Source organism: Indolivaga capnocytophagoides, from assembly GCF_036511535.1.
GTDB classification, from domain to species: domain Bacteria; phylum Bacteroidota; class Bacteroidia; order Bacteroidales; family Dysgonomonadaceae; genus Dysgonomonas_A; species Dysgonomonas_A capnocytophagoides.
This window is the reverse complement of record NZ_AP028867.1, coordinates 2,537,122-2,551,208: the sequence shown is the minus strand read 5'-3', so window position 1 is coordinate 2,551,208 and position 14,087 is coordinate 2,537,122. Positions and strand designations below refer to the sequence as shown.

9 protein-coding genes are annotated in these 14,087 nt (G+C 36.7%); 7 read left to right on the top strand and 2 right to left on the bottom strand.

The features are described from left to right. Nucleotides 1-115 precede the first annotated feature (115 nt). Nucleotides 116-334, top strand: coding sequence for a winged helix-turn-helix domain-containing protein (locus tag AABJ51_RS10215; protein WP_296950895.1), 219 nt, complete (start codon nucleotides 116-118; stop codon nucleotides 332-334). 78 nt (nucleotides 335-412) lie between these two features. Then, nucleotides 413-1,339 carry a CDP-alcohol phosphatidyltransferase family protein gene (locus tag AABJ51_RS10210; protein ID WP_338372441.1) on the top strand — a complete coding sequence of 309 codons (927 nt, stop codon included), beginning with the start codon at nucleotides 413-415 and terminating at the stop codon, nucleotides 1,337-1,339. A 10-nt stretch (nucleotides 1,340-1,349) separates the two neighbouring features. On the opposite strand, the gene nudK is transcribed toward AABJ51_RS10210, so the two are convergent. Next, complete coding sequence (gene nudK / locus AABJ51_RS10205) at nucleotides 1,350-1,928, bottom strand: GDP-mannose pyrophosphatase NudK (RefSeq protein ID WP_338372440.1); 579 nt, start codon at nucleotides 1,926-1,928, stop codon at nucleotides 1,350-1,352. Nucleotides 1,929-1,997: 69 nt separating this feature from the next. Beyond that, nucleotides 1,998-2,882 (bottom strand): helix-turn-helix domain-containing protein, encoded by an 885-nt coding sequence (locus tag AABJ51_RS10200; RefSeq protein WP_338372439.1) that lies wholly within the window; start codon nucleotides 2,880-2,882, stop codon nucleotides 1,998-2,000. A gap of 178 nt (nucleotides 2,883-3,060) precedes the next feature. On the opposite strand from AABJ51_RS10200, the gene AABJ51_RS10195 reads away from it, so the two are divergent. From AABJ51_RS10195 to AABJ51_RS10175, 5 genes are all read left to right on the top strand, one after another. After that, nucleotides 3,061-4,125 carry an efflux RND transporter periplasmic adaptor subunit gene (locus tag AABJ51_RS10195; RefSeq protein ID WP_338372438.1) on the top strand — a complete coding sequence of 355 codons (1,065 nt, stop codon included), beginning with the start codon at nucleotides 3,061-3,063 and terminating at the stop codon, nucleotides 4,123-4,125. Continuing rightward, a complete protein-coding gene (locus AABJ51_RS10190; protein WP_338372437.1) occupies nucleotides 4,122-7,241 on the top strand; it encodes an efflux RND transporter permease subunit in 3,120 nt (1,039 codons plus the stop codon). The genes AABJ51_RS10195 and AABJ51_RS10190 overlap by 4 nt, the downstream gene beginning before the upstream one ends. Before the next feature lie 7 nt (nucleotides 7,242-7,248). Further along, entirely contained in the window at nucleotides 7,249-8,559 is a 1,311-nt protein-coding gene (locus AABJ51_RS10185; RefSeq protein ID WP_338372436.1) for a TolC family protein, read from the top strand. Between the two features lie 116 nt (nucleotides 8,560-8,675). Continuing rightward, nucleotides 8,676-9,851 carry a hypothetical protein gene (locus tag AABJ51_RS10180; protein ID WP_338372435.1) on the top strand — a complete coding sequence of 392 codons (1,176 nt, stop codon included), beginning with the start codon at nucleotides 8,676-8,678 and terminating at the stop codon, nucleotides 9,849-9,851. Nucleotides 9,852-10,032: 181 nt separating this feature from the next. After that, entirely contained in the window at nucleotides 10,033-14,079 is a 4,047-nt protein-coding gene (locus AABJ51_RS10175; RefSeq protein WP_338372434.1) for a hybrid sensor histidine kinase/response regulator transcription factor, read from the top strand. Nucleotides 14,080-14,087: the final 8 nt, after the last annotated feature.

Below are 14,087 nucleotides of genomic sequence, written 5' to 3'. Positions count from 1 at the left end.
TTTACTTTTCAATTACAATAACGAAATTTGACACTATGTTTTTTTATGGGCTATTGACAATATCAAAAACGTAGTTCTCTATGATAATAAAGAATTATAAAATACAAACATTGTTATGATTAAAGATTTTATTGGTACAAATGCAGGTATAATATGGCAGTTGTTATCAGACCGAGGAAGATTATCAATAAGAGAGCTTGGAGAATATACCTGCCTAAGCTCCCTTAATCTAGGCTTAGCCATTGGTTGGCTAGCAAGAGAGGGTAATGTCACTTTTATTAAAAATGGAGAGATTCTTTTTCTCGAATTGATAGATAAATCTACAAGCTTTTAGTCGTAACCTAAAACAGGTAGTAGATATAATTAAAATACAGTCTACTTACCTGTTCCTTTATGCGAAAATTTAACATTTATGACGTCTTTTAAATCCACATTAAAGTCCAACGATACAGAAGAATTTCTGGATATATATTTTTATCGTCCAATCGGATACTGCTGGGTTTTACTATTCAAAAAACTTGGTATTACCCCGAATATGGTAACAATAGCAAGTATCTTTATTGGTATTGGAGCTGGTATTTGTTTTTACTTTGAAGAGTTCACCATAACAATTTTAGGAATATTATTATTGATATGGGCCGATGTCTTTGACAGTGCTGATGGACAATTAGCTCGTATGACCAAGAATTTCTCTCCGCTCGGACGGGCTTTGGATGGTTTTGCCGGTAATCTGTGGTTTATGTCAATATATATTGCTATATGTCTTAGGCTAACACCTTCATTTGGCTGGTATATTTGGATTATAGCTCTGATCGCAGGCTATTTTCATTCGAAACAAGCATCAATGGCAGATTACTATAGAAATATTCATTTATTCTTCTTAAAAGGGAAAGATGGAAGTGAATTGGATAATTCTCTTCAATTACAGGAACAATATAATACTCTAACATTCAAGAAGCATTTTATAGAAAAGGTCTTTTTATTATTCTATAAGGACTACACACACTCACAAGAAAGCTGGACTCCTAATTTTCAGTCTATGCGTAGTCTGTTAAATCACGAATTTGAAGGTGTAGTTCCAATACAGTTCCAAAAAGATTTTAGAATGAAGAGCTTACCTTTGATGAAGTGGACCAACATCCTTTCTTTCAATACCCGTGCTATTGTGTTATTTATATCTGTACTGATTAAAGAGCCATTTTTTTATTTTGTATTTGAACTTACTATTCTGAACCCAATTATGATGTATATGATATATTGCCACGAAAATATATGCCGTTCTTTTATTCAAAAAATAAACAAAGGGTATTATCAAAAAGAAAGAAAAGAATTGTATTAGATTAACATCGTTACAGTATATTATTAAGCTTTACATATTGAAGGAGCATTATAGTCTTGGCATCTTTTATTTCACCAAGTTCAACCATTTTCATTGCTTTATCAATGGTTAGTTCTAGCACTTCTATATTTTCTTCTTCCTCTTCCAGACCGCCACCATCTGTAACTTTCATTTCAGTTGCATATTCGGCGATGAAAAAATATAAGATTTCTGTTACTGAGCCAGGAGACATATATGCTTCGAATACTTTTCGTACGTCTGTAATTTTATAGCCTGTTTCTTCTTCAGTTTCACGTCTAATACAGTCCTCGGGGTTGTCTTTTTCGAGCAATCCAGCACAAGCTTCAATAAGCATACCAGTTTCATTTCCATTGACAAAGGTGGGAAGACGAAACTGCCTTGTAAGAATGACTGTGCGACTGTCTTTGTTGTATAGCAATATAGTAGCACCGTTTCCTCTATCGTAAGCTTCTCTACTTTGAATGGTCTTGGAGCCATCTTTTTTCAGATATTCATATGTTATTTTTCGAAGTACGTACCAATTATCTGAAAGAATCTTAGTTTCTAATATTTTTACATTATCGACCATATACAGTGTGATATTACTGGGTTTGAAATTTTGAATAAAAGTAATGATTTTTTTAAGCAAATGATTCCATTACGATACATTTGCGTTTCTATATTCTTTAGGTGTCATCTTGGTTTGTTCCTTAAAAAACTTGGTAAAGAAAGAAGCATTCGGAAAATTCAGTTCTTCCGAAATCTGAGAGATAGTCATATCTGTTGTTTCCAGCAATATCTTTATATTCGTAATAAGATGGCTGTTTATACATTCCTTAGCAGTCTGTCCTTTCATTTCCTTGCATATACTCGACAGATGTCTCGACGTTATACATAGCTTACCTGCATAAAATTCAAGCTCGCGATGCATACTATAATTTTTAGCCAACAACTCCATAAAGTTAAAGTATAATTGATTCTTTCTTGAGTAAGGAACCTGCTTCAGGGGCTCTCCTTTTTTATAGATACCAATGACTTCATAAATAATAGAGAACATCAAATGCTTTGATATTTCATCCCTGTAGAGATGTTCTGTTCGTAAATCATGTTCTTTCAGAAAGTCACACATTCGTATAAGGTTTTCCCTGTCTTTGTCTTTCAATGAAATACACGGGTTATCTTTAATATACAGATAAATGGATGTTCCGGAAGCTACATTTAATAGTTGAAAAAAATCAGTTGTGCAAACAAGTAAGTATCCTTTAAAGTCAGCACTTTTATTTCTCACATAAAGTATATCATTTGGAAAAATAATGCACAGATCATCTTTCTTTACAGGATAGCTTTGCGAGCCGATTGTTATTTCAATCTCACCTTCTAGACAGATACATATACCCGCAGCATCAATAATACGGGGATATTGTTCCAAAAGTAGGAGGTCACTGTCTGATCCATCTAATACGGAATTGTCAAAGAAACTCTCATTGGTTGTGTCGAATACTAAATGCTCAAGTGTACTTTTTTTTGACGGTTTAGATTTCATTGCTCTATTGTTTTCTTTTTAGGGCTAAAAATAGGTATTATTATTTTTCAAGTACAAATAAAAAATCTATAATTTCCGAAATAGAGCATTTTGTCCTCAAAAAGGGAAAGGCTTATGGAATATCTCCCATATACCTTTGTGCATCAAACAATAAATAAAATATGTAAATCAGATGAGGATGAAATTAGTTTCACTTATTTGCCTGAGTGGATTTGTTCTGTTTACAGGATGTGGACAGAAAGAGGCAGAGAAAGATACTGTCAGGACAGTTAAAACAGTTGTAGTAAAAACAAGCGGAGGTGAAAAAACAGCTTCTTTTCCCGGTAAAGTAAAAGCGGCTTCCGATATAGACCTTTCATTCAGGATAAGTGGGCCTATAACAAAGGTCAATGTTACCGAAGGGCAGTTTGTACGCAAAGGAGAGGTCGTAGCTGAAATGGACTTGCGCGACTATCAAACACAGCTATCAGCTACCGAAGCCGAATACAAACAAGTAAAGGCTGAAGTAGAACGCATAACTATCTTACACGAAAAGCAAAGTGTATCGGACAATGATTATGATAAGGCTGTATCTGGCTTACGTCAAATGACTGCAAAATACAATGCACATAAAGATGCCCTGTCAGATACAAAATTGAGGGCTCCCTTCGATGGATATATACAAAAGAGATATTTCAATCGTTCCGAGGTTATAAGTGCAGGTATGCCGGTCTTTTCAATGATCAGTACAGAAGTCCCGGAAGTAGAAATAAATATTCCGGCTAGTGAATATATCCGAAGAGATAAGTTCGAATCATTTTCTGCTCATTTCGATATATATTCAGGTAAAGAATTTCCTCTTGAACTTATATCGATTAATCAGAAAGCAAATTTGAATCAGCTATATACAGTTCGTTTGCGACTTAAAGTTACCGACAAACAACAAATGCCATCAGCCGGAATGTCGACAATGGTTACAATCAAATTCAAACCCGAAAATTCAGCCCTGGTTTCAATTCCTCTTACTGCCATATTCGAGCAAAATGGCAAACAAACAGTCTGGATATATAACGATAAATCTAAGACCGTACAATCACGATCTGTTCGGATCGCTGAAATACCAAACGACGGAACTGCTATTATTTCAGAGGGAATATCTTCCGGTGAACAAGTTGTATCGGCTGGAGTATATACTCTAACCGAAGGAGCTAAAGTCAAATTATTACCGGAGGTTTCCTCTACAAATGCAGGAGGAATATTATGAAGGACTTGGGAAGCTGGGCATTAGATAATAAGAAGCTGGTTTACGTTCTTATTCTGTTATTTACCATCGGTGGCATATTTGCTTACGATGGCATGAGTAAACTTGAAGACCCCGAAATTAAAGTAAAGCAGGCAACAGTCGTTACACTTTATCCCGGAGCATCGGCTCATGAAGTGGAGTTGGAGGTTTCGGATGTATTGGAAAAAAGTATTCGTTCGATGAACAATGTGGGGGATATTACCAGCCGTTCGCAGAACGATATGTCAACAATCAATGTAAAACTACCCTCGACAGTATCAAACGAAAAGGTAGAGGAAAGCTGGAGCCTTTTGAGACGAAAAGTAGCAGACGTACAAGACAACCTGCCCGAAGGAGCCTCTACTTCTATCGTAATGGACGATTTTGGCGATGTATATGGAATCGTGTACGCACTGACTTTTGACGGATATTCTTACAAGGAAGCCGAAAAATATGCCGATCTGATAAAGAAAGAAGTATTGAAGATAAAAGGTGTTTCTAAAATTGAGATCTATGGAAAACAGAATGAATGTATCAACATTGAACTTTACGAAGACCGGATGGCTAACATGGGAGTGCATCCTGCCGAAGTTATATCCACACTCAACGGGCAAAATGCAACGATATATTCAGGTTATTACGAAACAGGAGATGTGCGTATGCGCGTATCGGTGAATGATAAATACCGGAATGTAGATGATATAGGCGACCTCATACTGCAAGGACATGAGAACGATCAGTTGCGTTTGCGTGATATTGCCCGTATAACGGAAAGCTATGAAACACCTGTACGCAATGAATTGCGATACGATCAAAAACAGGCATTGGGTATTTCTATTTCAGCCAAAGCAGGTACAGATATTACCAAGATAGGAAAAGAAGTAGAAACACTAATCAGTAAATTGGAGCAGGATCGCTTACCGGCAGGAATGGAAACCAATAAAGTGTTTTTCCAGCCAGACAGGGTAAACTCGGCACTGTATGTTTTCATGAAAAGTTTGATTGAAGCCATTGTTATCGTTATTGTGTTGCTGGTATTTACAATGGGGTTCAAAAGTGCTTTTATTCTTGGGGTTAATCTTATTGTTGTTGTTTTGGGTTCCTTATTGATATTAGGTGCTTTAGATGGAGCTTTGCAGCGAGTCTCTCTGGCTGCATTTGTATTAGCTCTCGGTATGCTTGTCGATAATGCAGTAGTAGTACTCGATGGCATTCAAATCGATTTGCAGCGAGGTTTATCCCGAAGAGAAGCTCTCACTTCAATGGGACGTAAAACAGCTATGCCTTTATTGGGAGCTACGGTGATTGGTATTCTTGCATTCTTTCCAATCTACTTATCTCCAGATGATACGGGGATTTATGTCCGCGATTTGTTTGTAGTACTGGCCGTGTCTCTTTTATTAAGCTGGGTGTTAGCCATAGCCCTGATACCTGTTCAGGCAGATGGATTGCTAAAAGCTAAGCAAAACATAGAGCAAAAAGATCCTTATGACAACTTTATTTACCGAAAGTTACGAGAAATACTCACTTGGGTTTTATCCCATCGCATTATCACAGTGAGCATTGCCGGAGTGATGGTGGTTATCAGTATGTTTTGTTTCCGCTTTATGCCTCAGAGTTTTTTCCCTGATATGGAATACGATCAATTGTATATTGAATACAAACTTCCTGAGGGATCAAATACAACACGTGTAAAAAAAGATTTGGAAAGTATCGAAAGTTATCTGCTTAAGAGAGAAGAAGTAACCCATGTGACAACTTCTGTCGGAGGAACTCCTAGTCGTTATAATCTGGTTAGAGGAATTGCTGACCCTTCGCTCGCTTACGGTGAATTGATTGTAGACTATAAAACCTTTGATGACCTGTTAAGCTCTATGGCTGAGATTGACAGTTATCTGAAAACGAATTATCCACAAGCCAGGGTTCAGATGAAACGCTATAATCTGATGGGGCAATCATACCCGATAGAAGTGGAGTTTCGAGGTGCTGACCCGGCCATACTTCGTGATTTAACAAAACAAGCCAAAGATATTATGCAGGCAAATGCTGACATCGGACTGGTTACATCGGATTGGGAGGTAAAAACACCCTTATTGATGATTGATTACAATCAACCCATCGCCCGCAATATAGGTTTGAGTCGTCAGGATGTTGGTTTATCCGTAATGAGTGCAACGGATGGTATTCCTACAGGTACTTTCTACGAAGGTACTAAAAGTAAATCTATCCTTATAAAAAGTGTAGACAAAGACGGAAAACCCATAGAGTCGCTTGAACATACTCCCGTATTCAGTATGATGCCTTCATTGACAGGAATAGATCAAAAAACAATTGAAGGATTAATGACAGGGGCCGTATCGGAAGAAGATGTGATAGCCTCTGCACTACGTACTGTGCCTTTGAGTCAGGCTGCCAACGGCATAAAACTACTTTGGGAAGAACCGTTGGTGATAAGACGTGATGGCGAGCGTGCAATGCGTGCACAATGTAATGTTCTGCCCGGAAAAGGAACAGAAAGTGTCCGTGAAAATATTGCTTCACAAATAGAGAACATCAAGTTGCCTGAAGGCTATACAATGAAATGGAAGGGAGAGTTCAGCACAAGTAACGAGTCGATGGATTACCTGCTTAAATACTATCCATTAGCTATAGCATTGATGGTTATTATTTTGATCTTGCTTTTCAAAGACTATAAGAAGCCACTGATCATTATTCTGTGCCTTCCGCTGATGTTTATCGGTATCGTTCCGAGTATAATATTGACAGGGAAAGCATTTGGATTTGTTGCCATTGTAGCCACTTTAGGCTTGATGGGGCTGATTATCCGAAACGGAATTATTCTGATGGACGAAATCGTATTACAGATATCAGAAGGTGTAGAGCCTGTCAAAGCTCTGTTAGAGAGTTCAGCCAGCCGTCTGCGTCCTGTCATGCTCACCACTTTTGCAACAGCCTTGGGGATGATACCATTATTGGGGGATGCTCTTTTCGGATCGGCAGCAGTAGTTATGATGGGTGGATTACTGATTGGTACGCTTGTCGTACTCTTGTTCTTACCGGCACTGTATGCACTGTTCTTTGGTATAAAAAATAAATAATCAAGTCATGAAATATCTAAATATAAATAAGGTCAGATATATTCTTATAGCTGTATTTTGTTTCTTTTCATTCTCCAGTCTGTTTGCTCAGGAGATAACACTGGAAGAGTGCCGTGCAATGGCATTGGCAAACAACAAGCGGATAGCTATTGCTAAACAAGATAAAGAAAGAGCAGATCTGGTAGCAAAGGCTGCCAAAACAAATTATCTGCCAAAAGTTTCAGCCGAAGGCTTTGCTTATTATGACAATGCAAAAACAGATATGAAGATGAACATGGGTGAATTAGGGGATCTGAATATGAAACTGAAAACCAGCAATTCTTATCTGGGGCAGATAACCGTAGAGCAGCCTATATATACAGGTGGAAAAATTACATCCGCCAGTAAAATGTCTAAAGTTGGAAGTGAGATTGCCCAATTAAGCCGACAACTGACCGAAGATGAAGTTATCTTAGAAACAGACAAGGCATATTGGCTCTGTGTTCAGGCTCTCGAAATGCGTAAAGCAGCTTTGAGTTATCAGCAGACAATAGATGAATTTTTAAGAGTAATTAGCAATGCCGCCGATGCAGGTATGAAATCGAAAAATGATGTGATGAAAGTGCAGGTGCAAAAAAATCAGGTGGAACTGCAACTTAATCGTGCTGAAAATGGTATTCGTATATCGCAGATGAATTTATGTGACATTATTGGTCTGCCACTCAATTCAAAAATCAGTTTTCCAGAATCCTTTACTGAAAATAATTTTATACTCAATCCCAATGCAACGGTTACGTCCAGACCTGAATATAGTATATTGACAAAACAGATAGAATTGAAAAAGCATGAAAAGCAATTTGTAAAGAGTGACTTTCTTCCCCAGATTGGCTTTGCCGGTTCTTACGGATATATTCATGGTCCCAAATTGGATAATGAACCATTATTCAATACAGGGAATTTCTCGGCAATATTTTCTGTTAAGATACCATTGTTTAACTGGGGAGAGGGATCGAAAAAAGTAAAAGCAGTGGAACGTGAGATGGCAATGGCTCAACTGCAACGAGATGATTTGAGTCAGAAAATGAATCTGGAACTTCAACAGGCAATCAATGCTTACAATGAATCTATGCTGGAAGTTAAACTAACATTACAGGCTCTTAAACAAAGTGAAGAAAATATGAGAATGAGCAGAGATCAGTATGATGTGGGAATGGAAACCATATCTAACTATCTGGAGTCACAAACCATTTGGCAAAATGCCCAGGCTGAACATATTGTAGCAAAAACTAAATTGGAAATTAACAAGACGCAATATCTCAAAGCATCGGGTAATATTTAAGTATAAACATTTCATCCTTACCTAATATACTTGTGATTGCAGGGCGAATATAGTTTTAAGTAACAAAACTTTCGCCCTGTTTATCTTATTATCAATCTAACAAAACGTTTCGAAATATGTCGGTAGTAATTAAAGCAATAAATTCTAATGATAATAATCTGAAAAAGGCTTTTGTCAAATTTCCTATAAATACCTTATACAAAGATTGTCCTTTTTATGTTCCACCTCTAATTTCGGATGAGCTGGAATCTTTAGATACTAAAAAAAATCCGGCTTTCGATTTTTGCGAAATGCAATTATTTCTGGCATATAAAAATGACAAGATAGTCGGTCGAATTGCAGCTATCATCAATCATAGAGCAAATGAAATATGGAATAAGAAGCAGGGACGTTTCTCTTTTGTCGATTTTATTGATGACAATGAGGTTGTCGAAGCTTTATTTTCTGCGGCTGAAAAATGGTTGAAAGAAAAAGGCATGGATACAATCATCGGTCCAATTGGTTTTACAGATCTTGATCCCGAAGGACTTTTGATAGAAGGATATGACAAAATTTCGACAATGGCAACCCGATATAGTTATCCGTATTACAGAACTCAGATAGAACGTTTAGGCTTTGAAAAAGATGCAGATTGGAATGAGTTCTATATTCCGATTCCCGCCCATACGCCTGAGAGACATCAGCGTATAGCTACTATGATAGGTGAACGTTACGGGTTAAAACTTCTCTCATTCCATAATTTTAAACAGGTAACACCTTATGTATCCAAGTTATTCAAATGTCTGAATAAAGCATACGAACCTTTGTATGGCTTTTCGGCTCTGACCCAGCATCAGATAGACTACTACGTGAAGAAGTATGTACCACTTTTAAGATGGGATGTTGTTCAGATAGTTATAAAAGAAGATACTGATGACGTAGTTGGTTTCGGAGTTGGAATCCCGAGCCTATCTGCAGCTCTGATTAAATCACGGGGTAGATTGTTCCCTCTTGGTTGGTTTCAGCTAATAAAAGCTCTTAATAGTAAGAACAATAAAACAGTGGAACTGATGATTATGGGTGTATTGCCCGAATATCAAGGTAAAGGAGTAAATGCGATGATATTTAACGGTTTTATTCCATCTGCTTATAAATCAGGGTTTAGATTTGCTGAATCAAATCCGGAACTTGAAATGAATAGTAAAATGCAATCGCTTTGGGATGGCTTTGAAGCAACTAATCATAAACGACGTAGAGCATATATCAAGAAGTTGAGATCGAAGATTGGCAATAGTAATTGGGGCAAAAGGTAATCACTAACACCTAAAATACTCAAGGATAATCTGATTTTCAGGGAAGACGGCTAAAACAAGATTTACGTATACAAAAATGATACTTAAAAAGAACAAAAAATATATTTGAAAACCTCTACTAAATAATAGGTTTGAAACTTTTTCGCAATATTTCTTTATATTTGAAAATTAAATTAAAATTGTGGCGAAAAAATACTTTATTACGATCGTATTGTTATTCTCTGGAATTGTGAATATATATTCACAATATACTTTTCGTCATTGGGATATAGTAGATGGCTTATCTGACAACCAAATAAGAAATTTCACTATGATTTCGGATGGACGCATAGCCATACGCACTGTCTCTATTCTTAATATATATAATGGTGCTACCTTCGAGCATTTCTATCACGATAGGAGAAAAGACTATAAATGGGACTTTAACAGATATCAGATTTTTAAAGAATATCACGATGCCGAGGGACGTATGTGGATGAAGGCTCCAGGATATTTGTCTTTATTTGATCTGAAAACGAACAAATTCATCTATGATATTGACCACGAGCTGAAAGTATTCGGTATCAATCAAAAACTTAGAAACTTATTTATAGATCAAAGTAAAAATTATTGGTTTCTTACAGAAGATAACTCTTTCTATTTATATGATATTCTCAAAAAAGAATTGATAAAGATAGAAGACGGAAATAGCAGCTCTTTTACTAAATATGGAGTTCCATACGAACTTACACAATATAAGAACCTTTACTATATAATATACTCCAGCGGCATACTCCGTTGCTGGGATTCGGCTTCACGAGAGTTTACAACTCAGGAAACTTTTTTTGTCGACAAAATATCGGATGCAACAGATCGGCTAAATATTATACCAACATCATCCGGAGATTTATGGCTGATGTACAATAATGCTGTTTGCTACTACAACTGGACTGAAAATAAGTGGAAAGAAGTTGCAACAATAAAAGGTGTCTCCAATTTTTTCACCTGCATGGATTTAGATAAAGATGAAAATGTATGGGTTGGCACTTCCTGGTCGGGTTTGCGAAAGATAAATGGAAAAAGTCATACCCTCGAAGTTATATCAGGCTTGAGGCTTAGCAATGGAGGTATATTGAATAACGATATACAATGTTTGTATATTGACGACAACAACGGTCTATGGGTGGGTACATTATGGCAGGGTGTATGTTATTACAATCCCAGTATGTATAAGTTCGGGTTGATACAAACAATCAACAATGAAACTTTAATCACCAACGAATCAATACGCTGCCTCATAGAAGATAATAATGGAGATATACTTATAGGTACAACCTCTCATGGACTCAAACGCTACAATCCTGCATCAGGAAAAATATCCAATGCTTTTGCAGGAATCCTGTCAGACGATTTATGCCTCTCACTGTATCACGACCGAAAAAAACGATTGTGGGTAGGGACATATCTAAACGGCTTCTATTGCATAGATGGCAGTAATATAAAAATATACAACAAGTCATCTTCCAATATGGAGTTATATCCTAATCAGAATATATCAAGAGCCATATACGAAGATCCTACAGGCCGCTTCTGGGTAAGCGTAGCCAATGAAGGAGTTGGAGAGTTGAATCTTGAGACAGGCAAAATATTAATGCTCAAAGACAGGCATCCGGAAATAAACTTTCACAAAATAGACTATAGCTTTTATCCGATAGATAACAATACCTTTGCTGTATACGGCGAAAATGGTATTTACTATTACGATACCAAAAACGATAAAATATTCATACCTGAAATAGACGATCCTGAAAACCCCAAATATGCAGGGCCTAATGTCAGATATTATTATATCTATAAAGATAATAAAGGTTTAGAGTGGTTTGGAACAGAGCAAGGTATACGTATTTGGGACGACAAGAGGAAAAAAGTATATATTATTGATGTAAGCAATGGCCTGTCAAACAATTCTGTTTCGGCAATAGAAGAAGATAAAAATGGTATATATTGGGTATCAACAGTAAATAGTATAGCAAAAATTGAAATAAAGGGAACTTCCGGCGATTATAAGTTCTCTGTAGTAAACTTTGGGCAGGAAGATGGCCTGCAAAGTGGAAAATTTTATGATCGATCCTCTTTGGAATCTGGTAAAGGGGTTCTTTATTTTGGTGGACATCATGGAATAAATTGGCTGAAACCAGATAAAATACACTATAATACGAATAAAAATAAACCAGTATTTACAGCTTTCTATCTGTTTAATAATTTAGTAAAAAATGATGTTGAATATAACGGGCATACTATACTCAAATATCCGATAAATAATACTACAGAGATACAACTTAGACATACCGAAAATTCGATCTCGTTCCAGTTTGCAGGGCTCAACTATGTTAATCCGTCTCACACTTATTATCGGTACAAATTAGAAAATTACGATAAAGAATGGACGGAAATAGAAACTTCGGGCGGAGGAAGTGCATCTTATACCAATTTGCATCCGGGAGAATATAAGTTGATTGTTTATACTGCAAACAATGACAAAATATGGGGAGATGTACCTGCCGAGATGGTTATTATCATTAAACCACCATTCTGGGCAACTATCTATGCCTATATTCTTTACACTATATTAGTCAGCATTGCGATCGTGTTTATATTTAGATACTTAAACAAAAGAAGATTACAAAAGCAACTGGAGCAGGAAATATTGGAACGCAACAGGCAGAAGGAAGAGCTGGATCAAATGAAGTTTAGGTTTTTCACTAATATAAGCCATGAATTTCGCACGCCCCTAACGTTGATTATGACTCCGCTCAACACGCTGATACAACAATCAGAAAATCCCCTAAAAGATAAGTTAAGATCTATCTACAGAAATGCTAATAGCATGCTGGATCTGATTAATCAATTATTAGATTTTCGTAAATTAGAAATGGGTGGAGAAAAACTGAAATTGAATAATGCTAATTTTATAGAATTTGTAAAATATGTCTATTCATCATTCAAAGAAACAACCGTAAACCGCAATATTGATTTTATTATAGAAAGCGAGTGTCCCGAATTGTATATGTATTTTGATAAATCAAAAATGCAGAAAATTCTGAACAATTTATATTCCAATGCTCTTAAGTTTACACCCGACCGGGGCTTTATATCTACTAATATCAGGCTGCTACAGCAAGACGGTAGAGGGTTTGTATCTGTCGACATTACGGATACAGGATGTGGCATCGACGAAAGAGATCTTGAATTTATTTTTCATCGCTTCTATCAGAGTGACTCAGAGAATCTGGCCGGAGCAAGCTCGGGTATAGGCTTGCACTTGGTCAAAGAATATGTATCGCTACACGAAGGCGAAATTTCAGTTAACAGCAAGAAGGGAGAAGGCAGCACCTTTTCTCTGCTCTTGCCTACAGACCTGAGAGGAGACAAAATAGAAGAAACAGAATCGCACCCATCAGCTATTGAAATTACTCATGACTACACAGAACGGAAAACAGTGTTGATAATAGAAGACAATACAGAATTCCGACATTTTTTGGTAGAGCAACTGAGTAACAGATTCAATATCCTGCAAGCCAACGATGGCGAAAGAGGAGAAGAGTTAGCCATTCAGAAATCGCCGGATCTGATTATTTCAGATCTGATGATGCCAAAGGTCGATGGCTTAGAACTTTGTACCCGTACTAAAAGCAATATTCAGACTTCACATATACCATTTATTCTTCTCACAGCACGAATATCTGATGAGGCACGAATAGACAGTTACAAGGCCGGAGCAGACTCATACATATCCAAGCCCTTCAACCTGGAAGTATTGCTAGCAAGGATAGATATGCTCTTTGAACAACTGGAAAAAAGGAAAGAAGCATTTCATAAGACAATAGAAATATCTCCAAGCAGTATTACAATAACATCTTTAGATGAGGAGTTTGTAAAAAAAGCAGTAAAATTTATTGAAGACAATATCGACAACACAGAATATTCGGTTAGTCAACTGAGTAGTGACTTAGCCATGAGTCGCACTCAACTGTATAGAAAATTTCAATCCATAACAGGCTTAACTCCAAACGACTTTATCAGATCGGTACGATTAAAGCGTGCTGCACAATTATTAAAAGACACTTCTTACAATATTTCCGAAATATCAGATATGGTAGGATTTAACTCTATTAAATACTTTAATAAATATTTTAAAGAACAGTTTGATTCTACACCGACGCAATACCGTTCAGACAGTATAGATTAACAAAACTC

What these genes read in the sequence shown, in the direction of transcription:
- AABJ51_RS10215 (WP_296950895.1), top strand. Translation starts at nt 116, where the DNA reads ATGATTAAAGATTTTATTGGTACAAATGCAGGTATAATATGGCAGTTG.
- AABJ51_RS10210 (WP_338372441.1), top strand. Translation starts at nt 413, where the DNA reads ATGACGTCTTTTAAATCCACATTAAAGTCCAACGATACAGAAGAATTT.
- nudK (WP_338372440.1), bottom strand. Translation starts at nt 1,928, where the DNA reads ATGGTCGATAATGTAAAAATATTAGAAACTAAGATTCTTTCAGATAAT.
- AABJ51_RS10200 (WP_338372439.1), bottom strand. Translation starts at nt 2,882, where the DNA reads ATGAAATCTAAACCGTCAAAAAAAAGTACACTTGAGCATTTAGTATTC.
- AABJ51_RS10195 (WP_338372438.1), top strand. Translation starts at nt 3,061, where the DNA reads ATGAAATTAGTTTCACTTATTTGCCTGAGTGGATTTGTTCTGTTTACA.
- AABJ51_RS10190 (WP_338372437.1), top strand. Translation starts at nt 4,122, where the DNA reads ATGAAGGACTTGGGAAGCTGGGCATTAGATAATAAGAAGCTGGTTTAC.
- AABJ51_RS10185 (WP_338372436.1), top strand. Translation starts at nt 7,249, where the DNA reads ATGAAATATCTAAATATAAATAAGGTCAGATATATTCTTATAGCTGTA.
- AABJ51_RS10180 (WP_338372435.1), top strand. Translation starts at nt 8,676, where the DNA reads ATGTCGGTAGTAATTAAAGCAATAAATTCTAATGATAATAATCTGAAA.